Consider the following 17920-nt stretch of genomic DNA (forward strand, 5'->3'; position numbering starts at 1 on the left):
AATTGCCCTGTTTTTTATACTCAATAATGTAAACTTTTAGGATTCACCTCTTGACAGAAGTGATCGAGGATAGAATGGTTAGTATCAAGCATAAAAGTTTGATTTTACCCGCTTGCTTTTGTGAGTAATCAAAAGCGATATCTGGCGACAAGCCGCCACGCATCTACACTAGCAGTCTGGAATAACTGAACTTCTTTAATGCCCAACTTATTCGCTGCATAAGCCCTAAATTTATGTTGAGACTGCTACATCTACCCAAGGCACTACACAAGCAATTGAAAGGGTAATAACTCAAGACATTTTTCGTCTGTTCAGATATTACGCGCACTTATTTGTAGAACCAGAACCACTATAAATGTAATGCAGCTTCATCAAGTCGAATTCACCAACCTTTTTACATGAACACAACACACCAAGGACAGAACAAACAAACTGCTCTTATTACTGGAGCAGCCGATGGAATTGGCTATCAATTAGCATGTCTTTTTGCTGCTCATGATTACAATCTTGTCTTAGTAGATAGAAATGGGGTAATGCTTGTAGAAGTTGCAGTTAAATTCAAAAAAGAATTCGGAAATTTTGTTACAACTATTGTTAAGGATCTATCTATACCAACAGCTCCTGAAGAAATTTTTGCAGAGTTGCAACAAGCCAATATTAAGGTTGATGTACTGGTAAATAATGCTGGATTTGGTATTTATGGATTATTTCATGAAACAGACCTAGCGAGTGAACTGGAAATGCTACAGGTAAATTTGGTGTGTCTCACCCATTTAACCAAGCTATTCCTGAAGGACATGGTAAAGCAAGGTGAAGGAAAAATATTAAATGTCGCCTCAGCCGCTGCCTTTCAACCAGGCCCTTTGATGGCGGTTTATTTTGCGACTAAAGCCTATATTTTATCTTTTTCAGAAGCGATCGCTAATGAATTAGAAGGTACAGGTGTGACTGTGACAGTTCTTTGCCCAGGCTCAACAGCATCTGCGTTTCATGAAAGAACCGGAATGGCTGACTCTAATTTGCTCAAGGGCAAGAAGATGATGGATGCACAAACAGTAGCAGAAATTGGTTTTCGCGCCTTAATGAAGGGTCAAACCATTGTCATTCCTGGTTTTATGAATAAACTACTTGCAAAAAGCGTCAGATTTGTACCCAGAAACCTGGTGACAAAAATTGTCAGAAATATGCAGGAAGATAAATAAACGATTTAAAATACTGAACATCAATACTGCCAACACTTTAAATGCCAGTCAAAATTCTCTATAGCAACAGCAGCAACATAATTGTTAGCAGGTAGTAGTTCAAAAAGACTCCAGTCTTCAGATATCTGTAACTTGGCTGCTTCTGTAGGAGTCAGCGACACCTCAATTTGCTCTAACTGAGCTAGTCCGTCTCCAGTTGCTTTTAAATAAGCTTCTTTACAAGTCCAGTAACGGAAAAATACCTTTTGCTGTTCGCTGGGAGATAGCGATCGCAACATTTCATATTCTCTCGGTAAAAAGAACCGTTTGGCAAGAGCTTCCAGATCAGACATTGGGCGAATATATTCTAGGTCTATACCAATTTCGCTAGTGCAATTCACCGCACACAAGCCCAACCCTTGGGAATGAGACAAGTTAAACGCCAGTCCAGTATCGGCAAATGCATCTGCCAATACTGGTTTACCACGGTGTTGATAATTAAACTGAACTTGTAGCGGCTGAATACCTAAATAGCGACCTAATATAGTTCGGAGAATACCACGGCCAGCAATGAACCGCTGCCGATGTTCCTGAAAATAGAACCGTTCAGCACGAGCCATTTCGTCACTGGAAAGAGTCGCTGCTAAATTTTGCAGCTGTGGTTCTGGTTGGTCAAGTTCTATGCGCCAGACATGAATCTCATCGGGTAACAAAGTTAAATCTATTGGTGTAGGTAGCCAGAGATTCATAATAATTAGTAATTAGTAATTAGTAATTCGTAATTGTTATCTTTGCCATTGATTGAGCCAACGCACTTGACCAATCCAGTCAGCAGCTTGTGTCTCTACAAACAGACAATCTAAAGCAGTAATCAGACTAGATAGAGTCCAACTATTTTGGGCAGCTAAAATAATACTATTATAGTTAGGATAGCTTTGTGCCAAAACTAAAAAATCGCGGATATTGAAAGTAAAAATACACCTTCCTCTAGTAGTAGCCCCTAACAACTGGGTTTCATCAGTTGCATCTAAGGGCATCCAATCTCTGGGAGTTCGGGTGACATCATGACCCTGATTAATCAAAGCTAAATGTAAAGCTTTAATTGATGTATCAGCATCCAAATGTAACAGAGGCTTAGACATTGTAAGCTGATTCGAGAGCTACTTCAGATGCGATCGCCTCATCGATTTCTTGCTGATGGGCAGCATAGAAAGCCAGGGCTGCATTTACCTGAGCCTCACTCAAATCATACTCAGCAGCAATTTGCCCTACGGATAATCCCCATTGTTGAGCTGCGTAGGCGTAGCCCGTCGTAGACATCGCCAAAGTCTGCACCCGCAAGCCAGTTCCATGCACTATTGGCACTGCCAAACCACTAGCACCCCGACGGTAAGTAAGCTCAGGAAATACAAGATATTCATGATGCTCAGTTAAAATCTTGACCTTTTCAGCTACAGCAGAGACAATAAATTGCTCAAGAGAAATACCAAGGCTTGCAGCATATCTTTGGACTTTTTGTCGTCACAGTGGGGGCAAATTAAAAGAGTCAGATGTCATCAATATATTCTACTTAGCTAGCTAACAATAACATTTTGCTAAACCAATCCTATCTTAACCTTTGCGATGAAAGACAATCCTAATATACGACTCCTATCTGATTTTTGAACTTGCTTATTCTTGGGTAATAGGGAAAGATTTACTTCTTGCCTCTTAGCTTAAAGAGTAGATCATTTTTCACCCTATAAAATCGGACTGCCATATCTTAAATTACGTAGCTTGCTTCTCGCCTTCTCTACGAGACGCTACGCGAATGGCGAGTATTACGAATTACGCTTTTCCTCCAACCATTGTAAAATCCGATTCCATGCCCACCAAGGGTCAGGATCTTGTAATTGGCGCTGGCACTCTTTACTACTCAAATAGCTAACATGACCGCCGTATTGAGTGAGTAACAAATCTATTGCCGGATTGCGATCGCAGGCTTCTTGTAAATCCGGTATGATGGCTGGGTCAAAAAGTGGGTCATCCGCAGCATATAAAATCAAAGTTGGTTTCGAGATTTGTGGCAATATATGTAAAGGACTACTAGCTTGGTAATATGCTTCCACAGAAGGAAAACCTAGTCGGTTAATTACCAGTTCATTGTCAAAACCCCAAATACTATTCGCCCGTTCAATCGCTGCTGGATCAATGCTTCCAGGATGGGCATCATGTATTTGCCATGCCAGTTTTTTTAAATTCTGTGCAATCCCTGCTTCCAAATATCTGCCGAAGGGCGTTGTAACTAGATAAGATAGCGATCGCTCAGAATCCAAGCTGGGACAAATCACCATACCACCGCCAATATCGCTATCTTCTAGTCCTAAATCTCCATGCTCCCTAATCACTTCAAGAGCGACCTTCACCGCCCATAGCGCTAATTGCCCTCCTAAAGAATACCCTGTAAACCAAAATTTCCCAGGACATCCCATTGCCTTAGCAGCAGCGGCGATGCGAACAAAATCTTCCCCTTCATATAGTCCATCGGAAGTTAGAGTCGGGGACAAAACGGCTGTTTTGCCGTGGGCACGCCAATCAAATAACACCACAGCGTATCCTTGAGCGTAAGCCTTACGTCCTAGCACTCTCAAAAACCATTCTGTTTCTAACTCTCCAGTAATACCATAAGTACCGATAATCGTGCTATGAGCATTTTCAGGGATGGCAACCAAGCCAAATATTGGCACACCTTGGCAACCAGTAAAGATTTTTTCCTGATAATACGGTTCTGGATCTTGGGTAGTACTTTTCCAGTAACGTCTTCCCCACAAAGCAGTGTATACAGTCATCTTTACACCGTTTTGTAAAAATCGAGACGGATTGTAGGGCGCAGTATAACACATCATAGACTATAAGATTTCGTGTAATTGAGTCTTGATTTCACAGTCATTTAATCTTAATATTTATGTAAGATTTAAAACTTTTTCATAATCGATTCAAAAATCTTTGTATCTATACAAAGGTTGTTATTTATCCTTAATAAGTAGTAATAATTTTTTAAGAATGCCGAGGATTCTTGTCATAGACGATGACCCAGCGATTTCAGAACTAGTTGCCGTCAACTTGGAAATGGCTGGCTACGATGTAAGTCAAGCTGAAGACGGCATCAAAGGTCAAGCACTGGCTCTCCAGCTACAACCAGACTTGATCATGCTCGATTTGATGTTGCCCAGGGTAGATGGGTTTACTGTTTGCCAACGCCTGCGTCGTGACGATCGCACCTCTGAGATTCCCGTGTTAATGTTGACGGCTTTGAGCCAAACTCAGAACAAGGTGGAAGGCTTCAATGCTGGCGCAGATGACTACCTCACCAAGCCTTTTGAAGTTGAAGAAATGCTAGCGCGGGTGCGGGCACTTTTGCGGCGGACTGACCGGATTCCCCAAGCAGCAAAGCACAGTGAGATTCTGAACTATGGCTCACTCACTCTGGTTCCCGAAAGATTTGAGGCAATATGGTTCAATGAGACGGTGAAATTGACTCACTTGGAATTTGAGCTACTTCACTGCTTGCTGCAACGCCACGGTCAAACGGTTTCCCCCAGCGAAATCCTCAGAGAAGTTTGGGGCTACGATCCTGATGATGACATTGAAACGATTCGAGTCCATATTCGCCACTTGAGAACCAAGCTAGAACCAGATCCCCGCCACCCCCGCTATATCAAGACAGTGTATGGTGCAGGATACTGTCTTGAGTTACCCGGTATACCTCCATCAAATGAAGGGGCTTCGGTAACAGTCGTTGAATGAAATCACGCTAAATTAACCTTAACTAAGCCATCACTTAGGCAAGAACTCTCAGAAAGTATTATTCCTTACCGTTTAGTTAAGGTTAGTGGTAAGGTATGTAGAGACGTTGCAATACAACCTCTCTACTATTGACAGGTAAATTATTTTATGCCAAGGGTATTAGAGCTTATACTGATTTTTACCCTTGAGCTAAAACCTGCTGCATGACTGTCAACAATATCCTCCAATACGAATCAAATATCTGGGCAACTGCCGATTTGCTAAGGGGTTGCGGCATCAAGGAGTCAGAATGGCCATCCTATATGATGCCGTTTTTTGCGCTGGTGATGATTGAAAGCCGCTTGGTGAGGATGTTTGATGAATTAAAGGCGGAGATTGGTGAAGCGGCGTTGGTGGAGATTGCACCGGAAGATTTGACCGAGCTAATTGAAGATAAGGGGCAAGGTTACAACTTCTATATTTTCGAGAAGAACCAAACACTAAAGGATATCTGTAAAAATGATAAATCCTTTGATGTAGACTTTGAAGCGTACCTGCGGGGTTTTGATGGGGAAACAAAAGACCTGCTGGGAGTGGATGCAACAGAGGGTGAGAAGTTTCTCGATATTAAAGGGGTAATTAGGAAACTTAAGGGAAAAAAGGTGCTGTTGGGTTATACAAAGGAATGGAGCAGTATTGACCTCAAACCCTTTGATAACTCGGCAATTACGACGCTGGAAGAGCATATTAAGCGGCGTTGGGCGGATATTTCGGCGGAAACGGCAGGGGAACAGTACACACCGGATGATGTCATCGCGCTGATTGCGGAGATTATTGCTTCTAAGATTGAAGAGTCAGATAAGCTGTTAAAAATTTACGACTGCACCTGTGGCGGTGGTAACTTGTTGTTTGGGGTGGAAGATCGGATTCATCAGAGGTCTAAGCGACTAACCCAAACTTTTGGGCAGGACTGGAATGATGCGCTGTACGCGCTGGCAAAGATTGAAAGTCGGTTTCGGGTGGATTCAAAAATTGAGCATGGCAATACGCTCACCGATGATAAGTTTTATAACGATGAGTTTGATATAGTAATCGCCAATCCGCCTTATGGGGTGAGTTGGAAGGGTTATCAAAAGGATATTGATAACGACAAAACCCAGCGATTTAAGTACCTGCCGTCAATTTCTGATGGTCAGTTGTTGTTTATGCAGCACCTAATCTCGAAGCTAAATGCAAATGGCATGGGAGTTGTGGTTCATAATGGTTCGACCCTGTTTAGTGGGGATGCTGGTTCGGGAGAAAGTAATATTCGCAAATGGATGCTGGATTCGGACTTTGTGGAAGCAGTGATTCAGTTACCGACAGATGAGTTTTTTAACACGGGTATTTACACTTATCTATGGGTATTAAATAAGCGTAAAACTCCAAACTGTCGGGATAAGGTGATGTTGATTAATGCGAGTGAGAAGTTTAAATCACTGAAGAAAAATAAAGGCTCAAAGCGGAAGGAAGTGGATGAAATCAGCCGCTTGGAGATTGTGGAAACCCTGACGCGGTTTGAGGATAATGACTATGGGCGGGTATTTGATAAAGAATTTTTATATTTTAATAAACAGGCAATTATGCTCACGAATGTAGATGAGCAGGGTAAAACTTTTGCTAATCGCTTAAAGGAAGGTAAAACTAGCCTGAAGCTGTCGCCGTTGAAGTTGGACAATGGGGAAAGAACGTTAACAGAATTTACAATTACGGATTACGATTCGCAACGGTTTGGCTCGTTGGTGGAGGCGTTTGAGCAAGATATTAAGCCGTTTGTTAGTTCTTTAGATTACAAAGAGCAGCCCTTAACAGTGACGACGGATAAGGCTTGGTATCGGTTTGATGCTGACAGGGAAACGCTGATTAAAGAGGCTTTGGGTAAGGAGGAAGCGTTAGGCTGCGGCAAAATTGTGGTGAAGACAGCGTTTAAGAAGGGGACAAAAACCCAGCCAGAAAGAATTGAAATTACGGTGGAATTAACGCCGGATTATCAGAAGGATTATGAGATTATTCCTTTCCATCGGGATGAGGTAGCGAATCGGGCAGCGATCGCAGCATTTATGGCAAAATATATTACCAAGCCGTTTGAGTATTTGGAAAATGTGGTGGGGGTGGAGATTAATTTTAATAAGGTTTTTTATAAGCCGGAAAAATTGAGGAGTGTTAAGGATATTTTGGGAGAAATTGCGGTGCTTAATGAGGAGTTGAAGAGGCTTGAGGAGAGCTTATGAAAGTTGAACGTTATCAGGCTTATAAGGATAGTGAAGTTAACTGGTTAGGAAAGATTCCCAGAGAATGGGCTATCGTCCGAAACAAGGAGATTTTTAAGGAGCGAAGTAACCTAAGCACTACAGGAAAAGAAACATTGCTCACAGTATCTCACATTACAGGCGTTACTCCTCGTAGCGAGAAAAACGTAAATATGTTTATGGCAGAAACAATGGAAGGTTACAAAATCTGCCATCAAGGTGATCTGATCATAAACACAATGTGGGCATGGATGGGAGCTTTAGGGACTAGCAATGAATTAGGTATTTGCAGCCCCTCTTATAATGTTTATATGCCAATAAAGGGAATTCTTTATCATCATAGATACTTTGATTATCTTTTCAGAATTCCCAATGCAATCGTTGAAATGACAAGAAACTCTAAAGGTATTGTGTCATCTCGACTTCGCTTATATGCAAAAGATTTCTTTCAGATTGAAACTGTTTTACCTTCCCTGAAAGAACAAAAAACGATCGCACGCTATCTCGATACTAAAACCGCGCAGTGCGATCGCAAAATTGACCTGCTCACCCAGAAAGCAACCCTGTATGGTAAGCTCAAACAGTCTCTTATCAACGAAACCGTTACAAGCGGGCTTGATAAATCTGTGCCGATGTGCGATCGCGGTATTGAATGGCTAGGTGAAGTGCCTGAGCATTGTGGAGTTAAAAGACTAAAGGACATAATTGAAAATCTTGAGTCTGGTGTAAGTGTTAACGCTGCAAATTTCCCTGCTCAAAATTATGAAAATGGTGTTCTAAAAACAAGTTGCGTGTTCAGATACGGTTTTGATCCAAATGAAAATAAAGCTATCTTACCTGAAGAAATTAGCAGAGCTAAGTGCAGTCCTCGTAAAGGAAATATCATCATTAGTAGAATGAATACACCTGAATTAGTTGGTGCTAGTGGTTTTGTTGACAGAGATTATCCTAACCTTTTCTTACCTGATCGTCTCTGGCAAACCATTTTTAGTCGCAATGTAAGAATACATTCTAAATGGCTGAGTTATCTACTACTAGTAACCCAGTTGAAAGAAGTGATTTCTTTTTGCGCAACCGGCTCAAGCCCTAGTATGAAAAACCTTTCACAAGAAAATTTCTTGCGTATAGAAATTTTAATTCCCCCACTCCCCGAACAAAAAGCGATCGCAGACTACCTCGACAGCAAAACTGCCCAAATTAACCAAATAATCCAAACCATCAACACCCAAATTGAAAAACTCAAAGAACTCCGCAAAACCCTAATTAATGATGCCGTCACCGGAAAAATTAGGGTGACTGAGCATCAATAAAGTTTAAAAAATCTTCAGCAGTGATAATCGGGCAAGAAAAATCATCTTTCAGGCTGAGTAAATCGCGATCGCCCGTTACCAGATAATCCGCCTCACCGACCACAGCCAGAAGTAAAAAAGGCAGATCAAACGGGTCACGACATTCAGGAATTATAGGTAAAAGGTCAGACATCGCCACAGCTTCACAAAACAGTATGTAATCCGATAGTAAATCTTCTTGCTCAGTTGGCGTTAGCTGAAACTTTGCATAAGCCAGAACCCGAATTAACTCAGTTGTTGTCGCTTTAGCAACCAGGGGAGTGAAGCGATCGTCCTGCCAAGCCAAACGCAGTATAGATACTCTACCCCCAAATATCAGCGCAGAAACTATAATAATTAGTATCAATTACAACTCGTGGACAAACCATCACGACTGACGCGCCCAAGCTACCGCCTCAGCCACATCCTGTTCACTCAAGCCCAAATCTGCCAGCTTTGCCCGGACTGCATCAGCCCTCTGAATTTTTACAGGAGTCAGAATAATTTGTCCACCCTCTACCTTTACCTCAAAATACTCAGCCTCCCCGATTTCACGGGTAATACTTTTAGGCAACGTTAGCTGATTATTAGAAGTTAACTTAGCGAGCATGACAAGCCTCCTAGCCTTTGCCAGAAAATGTAAGGAATCCTTACTTTCTTATAGACATTCTACCTTACTAATAGTAATAATATATGAGCGAACTGCACCTACAAGACAAATTTCTCATCCCCTTTTTTCGCAAAGAATTAGGCTACCAAGAAGTAAAAGCCAACACAATTACAAATTCCCTGATCATTGAAGAAGACCTCCAAACCTTCATTTCCACCACCGAACTAAACCAAAAGTCCTACGAAATCCTACTCAAAAAATATCACAACAACGCCCAAAAACTTTTAGAAGAACTAATCGAATTAATCCAAGAACGTATCGCCAGTAGCCGCAATATGGCGTTATTTATTAATGCCAATAAATCCGTAACTCTACAAGGCATCAAACTCTATCTGTTTTACACCGATGACAGTATAATTCACAATAGTAGCTTGTTTGAGCAAAATATCTTTTCTGTCGTCCCAGAACTGCCCTACAAATATGAATATCAAGGCAAACAAATCTTCTCCTTCCGTCCCGATATCTGCCTATTTGTTAATGGTATTTACCTCGGTTACAGCGAGCTAAAATCCAACCTCACCAACCAAACAGCCCGCAAAAACGGACGCGGTAAAGTCATCAAAGACTACTTTGAAGCCGTTAAAGTCTATTACGAAACCTTCGACAATAATCCCCACCTCAGCGACAAAGAAAAAGACCACTATCGCAAAGACTTCCTCAAAATCTTTGAAAAAGCCATCCATATTACCAGCACTGACATAGCCGAAACCTATGTCATTCGCACTATCGACCACTTTTTTGAAGAAATCCTCACCACTTGTAGCGAGGGCAAATACGACCACGAAGACTGCGAAAAAAGAGCAGTAAAAATCTTTAAACCCTATCCACTGCTAAATCCTGACACAGATAAAAAAGATAAACTCAAAGAACTTTTTACCGCCCACTATGGCAAAAGCTTCATTGTAAAAGAAATTCTTTACTACAATTTTATCGAGCGGGACGTATATGTTCTCAAAGCTAAAAAGGAACTCAAAAACGAATTAGGACACCTCATATCACCTCGTCCCAAACAAAAATTTGGCACTGATAAAATTCTGGCTAAAATTGACGAATTTTTAGAACATGAAGCCGAAGACGATTATTTTATTCACCAACTAGAACAACAGCTAGCCCACGTTTCCCCCAGCAAACGCGCTGAATTAATCGAAAAACGCAAAGCTTACGCTAATAATAAAAATGTCTATTCTTTACTACTACAATATGCGGCAGGCTTTGGCAAATCCAACATTATAGGCTGGACAGCTTTACAACTAAAGGATTTACGCCGTAATGGTGAATACGTCTACGACAAAATCATGATTGTGGTCGATCGCTTGCAACTCCGCAGCCAAATCGACTCCAAAATGCTCAACATGAACATTGATAACCGGATGTATATTGAGGCAAATAATAAAAAAACCTTTCAGGATGCCCTCAAATCCGACACCCGTTTAGTGATCGTCAACCTGCAAAAATTTGGCGCAGTGCGAGAAATGCTCGACGCAGACACCCTGCAAAAACTCGCCCAACTCCGCATCGTCTTCTTAATTGACGAAATCCACCGCTCCAACAGCGGCGACCAACACGAAGAAATGGTCAACATTTTCGACGAACTCCAAACCCCCTTCGACCAACAAACCCAATATAACCAAACCCGCACTAAGAAAAACCTGATTGTCGGTTTCACAGCCACCCCCGATGATCACACCCTCACCCGCTTTGGAGAATTTAGCGGCTATGCCGAAAGCGAAAAACTTTGGGTTCCCTTCGATTCCTACACGATGAAGGAAGCCATTGAAGACGGCTTCATTCTCAATCCCCTGAAAAATATTGTCCCCGTTGCCTCCAAGATGCTGTTCGACATTCCCACTAACGAATTAGAAGGCTTCGAGGAACCCAATTATAAAGACGCAGATAAAAAGCAAATTTACGAAAACCGCGATCGTATTAATGCGATCGCCAAATATGTCGTCGACTTGCTGGTAAAAGACGTTTATCGGCAAATTCGGGGTACAGGTAAAGCCATGTTAGTGGTATATTCTATTAAAGCTGCGATCGCCTACAAACAAGCAGTTACGCAACATTTCAACGAACTGGTCAAACAGCCCAAATATGCCAAATATGCCGACGCACCCATTCATATCGTCTATTCCAGCAACCAAGACGAACAAAACGCCACAGGGCTAAACAATGGACTGACCGAGGAAAAAGTCTTAGAAAACTTTGCCCTCAAGAAAAATGCCTTAATCATCGTCGTTGCCAAACTGCAAACCGGATTCGACGAAAAAAGACTGCATACCCTATTTTTAGATAAAGAAATTAAAGGTATTGCTGCAATTCAAGCTATCTCACGGGTAGATCGCACTGCCAAATATAAAAATGACTGCAAAATCGTTGACTTTTCCTATAACAACGTCAACGTCCAAAATATCAAAGATGCCTTCGAGCATTTTTCCGATGTCGTTGTTAGCGACTTCGACCCCTTTAGCGATAAACGAGTTTTAGAAATCCTGTTCGCAGAACTGAAAAAGTCTGGAGTCTACACAGAATTCTTTGAGACTTTTCTCAGAACATTCAATGATGATCCGAAACGTCACAATCCAGAGAGCTACCTCGATTTAGAAAGCAGCATCGAAAAGTATATTGCAGCAAATCCCAAACACACCGCTGATGCCAAAGCCAAGGCAGCCCAGTATTTTACCATCCTCAACCGCATTGAGTATGTAATTACCCTAGATGCAAAATACAGCGAAGCTAGTTTCCTAGAATTTCTGCGTTTATTCAATAACATCTATAATAGGCTAAACCGAACTGATGATATCAAAGATGCGATCGAGGTTTATTTTGATAATCAAATTGGCATTATCGAAGTCGAAATCCAAGATCCAGAGCCGAAGAAAAAGAAAATCACTAAAATTGCCCAAGGCAAAGAATCTACCAGTAAAGACTATCAATTTGATATCTTAGCCATCATTGAAGCCCGTAACGAGCAAGAAGACCTAAAGGGAGAACGCATTCAAGAGTTTGAATTAAAAATTAGTGACTTGTTTGACTATGTGCGAAATTGCGATGAGGGCAAACGGCTGAGTATTAAGATTAAATCAAATGTTTCAGAAGACGAAATCTATGATGACTTTGCCAAAATATACCGTAAGTACAAAATCTTACATCGGCAGCAAGTCGGAGATTATTTTTTCAAGGAAATGGAAGATTTAGTCAATAAACTGTGTGATGATTTTGAAGTTCTAGTACGTAATACAGAAGAAAAACTGAAGGCATAAGCGATCGCGCCTTTTCTATGCTTTTCTGTAGGTTGCGTTGAGGAACGAAACCCAACACTATCGAGACTTTGTTGGGTTTCGCTACCGCTCAACCTAATACCAATTCTATGTGAGGCTGCGCTTTATTCGCGTAACGGCAATACCCTGCGGGAAGCTAAAGCTACATGAATTGCCACTACAGTCTGTAGTTTTACATCAGTCCTATAGTATATTTGCTCATTGAGATGCTCCCTACCCGATTTCACGCAATTCGAGTTACTTGCTGATTCACACGGGGACGGCCAAAGCGTTCCCAAGCACTCCCTCCTCGCAGAAACAATTCTAGGAAGCGCAATGGTTCTCCGGAATCGCCTCTTGACCAACCGGAACTACCAGGAGCAAAGGCCAAAGTTCCTTCAGACACCTTGAAGCTGCCATCAGAATATACTGCATCACTGACCACATCTCCAATTCGGATTACGATCTTGGTTTGAGGCTCCAAGTTAAGTGTATGCGCCCCAATAGTTGTTTTGATGTTGCCGTAGCCATCAATCCAGGCAATTCGATCTGGTGGAACATCTGGGATTTGCTCACTCTTAAGGCTATCTCCCAGAAGGCTAAAATCTTCACCCATCACCGCAGCCGCAGCCGGAGGAAACACATCCCGTGAGCGAAACTGCGAGCCACCACGAGAAACGTTGACCACTCGCAACTCCTTTGTATAGTCTTTGATAAAGGAGAGGGTATAGCCCGCATTCACACCCACTACTTTTACACCATTGGATAAAAGGGCATAAGTTAGTCCTTCACCTTCATTATCTCGCCGGGCTTCGGGATCATCTTGACGAGGCGCACAGTTATGATAAATTAGGCGATCGCTAGGGCCTGGGTTGAGTCCCAGTTGGGCAATCCAGAATCCCGTTGCCAAGGTACTAAATGCTGGAACCGAAAGCAAATGAATTTGGGCATCCGGAAAAGCCATCAGCAGACGTTGTGTGACTTCTGTAAATGCCGGATCTCCTGTACCGTAGTCTGCAATGACGCTGATAAACATTCTGTTTCTCCTTTTTGAGTATAGTAATTTACAATCAACCTAATTCATAATTATTAATTCATAATTCATAATTCATAATTAAAAAGGGTTTGTCCGCGGTGCTTCTACAAGCAGTCCTGTTTTAGTTGGGGTTTAAATCCTTGATGTAACATAATTATGAATCATCAATTATGAACTATAAATTATTCGGTCATCATCTGTTTACAGTGTGAAATGAACAAACAACTGCTCATTTTACCCTTATTAGTAACGTTAAAGTCTTAGTCAACCCAATGAAAACAATAAGTTCACTTTTTAGCGAAGAACGCAACCAACTCCAGATAGATATTGATAACACAACCAACATTGAGCAGATAGTTAAGCTGGTTCAGAACCGACTCGATCATCTCGAAAGAATTTACATTGAAAAGCTTAATCTGGCTCAAGTTCGTCTGGCTTCCTTTTTCCTGGATACGCTGCGGCAATCGATCGCCACTCTCGCGGCGGCTAACTATTCTCAACTTGCTCCAATAGAGCAAAGCCAAATTACTAACCCAGGTACAAAGTTTTTTCCCAACAGATTAATCCTGAAACTCCTACAGGGACTCGTTTATATAGGCATCTTAGGTTCGTTGTTTTCTTTAACTAAAACTACCCCTGGCGTATGGATGGCTATCTTACTAACCTCTCTACTTCTAGGACTAGAAGTTGTACTTCAACTCGACTTAAACAACCAGCAAAATTCTATGTCTCAAGAGCTATTGGAATTACCTCAACCTATTCTCCGGGTTGATAGCAAAGTATTTCTAGATCACCTTGGCGATGCTCTCAACACGATCGACCTAGCAGTGGCTAGAGTAGAAGAATCGAATAAACATGAAGGCGATTTAGCAATAGAAGAACTGCCAGAGCTATTGAACTTTCTGCAAAGGCTAATGGGCGCATCAAAACTTGATAAACCCCAAATGGCTCATGAACTGGCGAAACTTCTGCCACAGATTTTAATGTCTCAGGGAATTAACGCTCAAATTTACCGACAAAATGACCCTCATAGCGATCGCGAGTATTTTGACTTTGAGCCAAGTATCGACCCTGATACCAAAGATCACGTAACTCTAACTCCGGCTTTGTTGAAAGGCGATCGCCTCCTGAGGCGCGGCCGGGTAATTGAGCCAGTGTATTCTTCTTCTAGAGAATAATAGACAATAAGGGTATGGAAATTTTAGAAACAATCGGTTTTGATTTGGGACACGGTGAAACGGCTGTAGCTAAAGCGATAGTGGAAAGCATCGAACCCCCCCAGATGCTGGAGATTAATAATAAGAAGAACCAAGTTACAGCTCTTGGTTGGCATCCCAAACTCGGTTATCTTGTGGGAGAACAAGCATTAATTCAAGCTGGCGTTACCCAACTGACAATCTCTTTCAAGCAAAAACCCAACAACGATTCCAAATATCGGGAAACAATTAGCACTTTTGTCGCAACCTACTACCGCCTTTTGAAAGAAAGCAAACAACTTGAGGGTGGGGAAGGTAGCTATTTTTACATTGGTTGCCCTTCAGGATGGTCAGTTAGCGATCGCTCAGAATACCAAAAGCTACTTCAAGAAGCTGGCATTCCCCGACTAAATGTTGTACCTGAATCGCGGGCTGCTTTCATGCAAGCCAAGGAAGCCGGGAAGCTGGAGTATGACAAACTTGTTGCATCGGTGCTAATTGTCGATATTGGTTCTTCAACCACAGATTTTACCCTGGTTAAGAGCTTAGAAGAGATCCCGATAGATTTCGGGAGTAATACTTTGGGAGCATCTTTAATTGACAAGGCAATTTTTGCCCGGACTCTTGCCAACCACGAGCAAAAAGCATTACTTGAAAAAGTATTTCAAGAATATCCGCATCACCAAGCTCGTTGTGAACTTGCTTGCCGCAAAGCTAAAGAAGATTACTTTTCTAATGAACAACTATACAGCGATCCTGAATCCTTTGCGCGTGGTTTTGAGTCTATCAACGAACAGATTTATTTTATTCCGCAAGTAAATAAATTGATGATGGAGGAAATCTTAAACCAACCCTTACCGGAACTGAAGCTGCATAGTTGGATGCGATCGTTTCGTGACTCTTTAACGGAGGCGAAAGAAAAGCTGGACGAACTTGGAATTGTGCCAAAACTTGTGCTGATGACTGGCGGTGCATCTCGCATGAAGTTTACGCACTTTCTTTGTCAGGAAATGTTTCCCGAACCAGAAACACTGCTTCGCCCTGATCCAGAGCCGGAACGGTGCATTGCAATGGGTTTAGCACGAGTTGGACGATGGGATCTGCGTGCGGCTGCTTTTAAAGAAGAAGTCAACAAACTATTTACCTCGAATCAGCTTAAAGGTTTGATTGAGAGGCATATCCCGGAGTTAATCGAATCACTAACTAAGCCTTTGACAGATGGCTTGATTGTCAACGCAGTTAAACCAGGTTTAAAAGATTGGCAAAAAAACAAAATACGGACTTTAGCAGATTTGGAAACATCTTTGATCAGTCGGGCAGAACAGTGGCTCAAAAGTGATCTCGCTGGGCAGATAATTAATAATCAATGCACTTCTTGGTTTAATAAGAAAATCCAACCTGATTTAGCTGCACAAACTGATCCAATCTGTCGAAAGTTTCAGATACCTAGAAGCAGCTTGAGATTCGAGGATAGCATTGACCCAAATTTTGTTAACCCAGAGCTACGAATTGGAGATGCTATCATTGCTGAGACAGTGGCGTTTATTGTCAATGTCATAATTGGTGGAGGCGCTGTGGCTAGCATCATCACTCTAATACTAACTGGACATTTAACCTGGCCTATTGCACTAGTATATGGGGCTTCGCTTATGGCAGCAGGAATGGAGCTAAATCGCAAGACTGTTCAAGAAGTAATCAAGACAAATGTGGATGTACCTGGTTGGATTCGTTCTAGTTTTTTGGGGGACAGAAAAATCGAGGATATATGTGAGCAAATAAAGCCTGAGTTAGAGAAAGTTATTCAAGAACAACTGACGGCGGATCAAGAGGCTTTTGACAAACTGATTGGCAAAGTAGAGCAAGGGCTTCAAAAAACCCTTTCCAACAAGGTTCAATCTTGCATAATTTTGATCCAATAGCGGTGATAGTGTGCCAGTAAGTATAGTTTTTATAAATTCTGATTGCATCTACTAAAGATTTAAAAATGATGTTGATAGTTAGAATGCTGGCAAGGGCATAATTAGAGAACCACCCGATTTTAATTTAGTTAGCGAGCCACAATAAGAACAATTATTTTATCTAATTTTTCTGCTTATACTAATTCTCTGTGAGCTTACCCTTAATGATTACTCCTTTTCTCTTGGCGTACTTGGCGTACTTGGTGAACCAGCGCTGTAGGCGGGTTTCCCGCCGTATGCGACTGATGAACCCGAAGGGCGGTTCGTTTAATAATTAAGTGCATCTTCATAGCGAATTGGTATTACCCGCAACTGAAGTATTTAAATTGCTCAAAATTCAATGATTAAAACAATAGTTGTCTTTCTGATCATTGGGCTAATTATCACTGGGATTTTAGTCAATCCCGTTCTTCTAAAAAGGCGAAGAAACCGTCTTAAACATCGTCCTTTTTCCCCACTTTGGAATGCCATTATTGAGAATAATCTTCCCATTTATCCTTGTCTTTCTCCCAATGAACTCAGACGACTTCAAGGGCATATTCAAGTGTTCTTAGCAGAAAAGCAATTTATTGGCTGTAAAGGATTACAGGTAACGGAGGAAATGAAACTGACCCTTGCATCCGTCGCCTGTTTACTCCTACTAAATGAACGTGGGCAGTACTTCCCCAGACTTCGTTCAATTCTGGTGTATCCCAATGCTTATTTTGTTGAGGAAACGACTTCTATCGGAAATTATGTTGTTGAAGAAAGGCGTGTGGCAAGATTAGGGGAATCGTGGACAACTGATCAAGTACTACTGTCTTGGGAACAGGTGAAACAAGACACTAATAATTGGAGGGATGGACGTAACGTTGTGCTTCATGAATTTGCCCATCAGTTGGATCAAGAAGATGGTAAAGCTGAAGGAGTTCCGATACTGCAACGCAACTCAGACTATCCTATTTGGGCGAAGGTGATGACACAAGCATATCAGCAACTTTGTAATGATCTTCTACAAGGCGTAAAAACGGTAATGGATAGCTATGGCGCAACAAATCCCGCAGAATTTTTTGCCGTAGCGACTGAGACATTCTTTGAGAAACCGCACCAATTGTTGTCCAAGCATCCAGCACTTTATGAGCAACTGCAACGTTACTATCAATTAGATCCTGTGCAATGGGCGTGAAGTACAGGGGCTTTAGGGGCTTAAGCCCCAAGTCTTGTTTGAGATAGTAGCTAGATTTACGCCCCCGCTGTACTGG

15 protein-coding genes are annotated in these 17920 nt (G+C 41.8%); 8 read left to right on the forward strand and 7 right to left on the reverse strand.

Annotation, left to right across the window (positions count from 1 at the left end; genetic code table 11):
* Positions 1 to 398: 398 nt before the first annotated feature.
* Positions 399 to 1202, forward strand: a complete 804-nt coding sequence (locus V7K49_RS30750) for an SDR family NAD(P)-dependent oxidoreductase (protein WP_335209021.1) — start codon at positions 399 to 401, stop codon at positions 1200 to 1202.
* Between the two features lie 20 nt (positions 1203 to 1222).
* Here the strand turns inward: V7K49_RS30750 and hetI are convergent, their stop codons facing one another.
* From hetI to V7K49_RS30770, 4 genes are all read right to left on the reverse strand, one after another.
* On the reverse strand, positions 1223 to 1930 hold the full coding sequence (hetI, locus tag V7K49_RS30755) for a 4'-phosphopantetheinyl transferase HetI (protein WP_335209023.1): 708 nt from the start codon (positions 1928 to 1930) through the stop codon (positions 1223 to 1225).
* 36 nt (positions 1931 to 1966) lie between these two features.
* The gene (locus V7K49_RS30760; RefSeq protein WP_334866187.1) at positions 1967 to 2323 is read right to left on the reverse strand and encodes a DUF5615 family PIN-like protein; all 357 of its coding nucleotides are present in this window, start codon (positions 2321 to 2323) and stop codon (positions 1967 to 1969) included.
* Entirely contained in the window at positions 2316 to 2552 is a 237-nt protein-coding gene (locus V7K49_RS30765) for a DUF433 domain-containing protein (protein WP_334866185.1), read from the reverse strand. The genes V7K49_RS30760 and V7K49_RS30765 overlap by 8 nt, the downstream gene beginning before the upstream one ends.
* Before the next feature lie 449 nt (positions 2553 to 3001).
* Complete coding sequence (locus tag V7K49_RS30770; RefSeq protein WP_334866183.1) at positions 3002 to 4066, reverse strand: YheT family hydrolase; 1065 nt, start codon at positions 4064 to 4066, stop codon at positions 3002 to 3004.
* A 157-nt stretch (positions 4067 to 4223) separates the two neighbouring features.
* On the opposite strand from V7K49_RS30770, the gene V7K49_RS30775 reads away from it, so the two are divergent.
* The 3 genes from V7K49_RS30775 (at position 4224) to V7K49_RS30785 (ending at position 8544) form a co-directional block, all read left to right on the forward strand.
* Positions 4224 to 4967, forward strand: coding sequence for a response regulator transcription factor (locus V7K49_RS30775; RefSeq protein ID WP_334968103.1), 744 nt, complete (start codon positions 4224 to 4226; stop codon positions 4965 to 4967).
* Positions 4968 to 5170: 203 nt separating this feature from the next.
* Positions 5171 to 7216 carry an HsdM family class I SAM-dependent methyltransferase gene (locus V7K49_RS30780; protein WP_335209025.1) on the forward strand — a complete coding sequence of 682 codons (2046 nt, stop codon included), beginning with the start codon at positions 5171 to 5173 and terminating at the stop codon, positions 7214 to 7216.
* Positions 7213 to 8544 carry a restriction endonuclease subunit S gene (locus V7K49_RS30785; protein WP_335209027.1) on the forward strand — a complete coding sequence of 444 codons (1332 nt, stop codon included), beginning with the start codon at positions 7213 to 7215 and terminating at the stop codon, positions 8542 to 8544. Before V7K49_RS30780 ends, V7K49_RS30785 begins: the two co-directional genes overlap by 4 nt.
* On the opposite strand, the gene V7K49_RS30790 is transcribed toward V7K49_RS30785, so the two are convergent.
* Both V7K49_RS30790 and V7K49_RS30795 read right to left on the reverse strand, forming a co-directional pair.
* On the reverse strand, positions 8522 to 8929 hold the full coding sequence (locus V7K49_RS30790; protein ID WP_335209028.1) for a putative toxin-antitoxin system toxin component, PIN family: 408 nt from the start codon (positions 8927 to 8929) through the stop codon (positions 8522 to 8524). The genes V7K49_RS30785 and V7K49_RS30790 overlap by 23 nt on opposite strands.
* A gap of 21 nt (positions 8930 to 8950) precedes the next feature.
* Positions 8951 to 9172 (reverse strand): AbrB/MazE/SpoVT family DNA-binding domain-containing protein, encoded by a 222-nt coding sequence (locus tag V7K49_RS30795; protein WP_334968083.1) that lies wholly within the window; start codon positions 9170 to 9172, stop codon positions 8951 to 8953.
* A gap of 83 nt (positions 9173 to 9255) precedes the next feature.
* Between V7K49_RS30795 and V7K49_RS30800 the strand changes: the two genes are divergently transcribed.
* Positions 9256 to 12492: a DEAD/DEAH box helicase family protein gene (locus tag V7K49_RS30800; RefSeq protein ID WP_335209029.1), complete on the forward strand. Its 3237-nt coding sequence runs from the start codon at positions 9256 to 9258 to the stop codon at positions 12490 to 12492.
* Between the two features lie 241 nt (positions 12493 to 12733).
* On the opposite strand, the gene V7K49_RS30805 is transcribed toward V7K49_RS30800, so the two are convergent.
* Entirely contained in the window at positions 12734 to 13525 is a 792-nt protein-coding gene (locus tag V7K49_RS30805) for an SAM hydrolase/SAM-dependent halogenase family protein (RefSeq protein WP_335209030.1), read from the reverse strand.
* 272 nt (positions 13526 to 13797) lie between these two features.
* Between V7K49_RS30805 and V7K49_RS30810 the strand changes: the two genes are divergently transcribed.
* From V7K49_RS30810 to V7K49_RS30820, 3 genes are all read left to right on the forward strand, one after another.
* On the forward strand, positions 13798 to 14703 hold the full coding sequence (locus V7K49_RS30810) for a hypothetical protein (protein WP_335209032.1): 906 nt from the start codon (positions 13798 to 13800) through the stop codon (positions 14701 to 14703).
* 14 nt (positions 14704 to 14717) lie between these two features.
* A complete protein-coding gene (locus V7K49_RS30815) occupies positions 14718 to 16640 on the forward strand; it encodes an Hsp70 family protein (RefSeq protein ID WP_335209034.1) in 1923 nt (640 codons plus the stop codon).
* Between the two features lie 379 nt (positions 16641 to 17019).
* Entirely contained in the window at positions 17020 to 17844 is an 825-nt protein-coding gene (locus V7K49_RS30820; RefSeq protein WP_335209035.1) for a zinc-dependent peptidase, read from the forward strand.
* Positions 17845 to 17920: the final 76 nt, after the last annotated feature.

This window comes from Nostoc sp. (assembly GCF_036919675.1).
Classification (GTDB): domain Bacteria; phylum Cyanobacteriota; class Cyanobacteriia; order Cyanobacteriales; family Nostocaceae; genus Nostoc.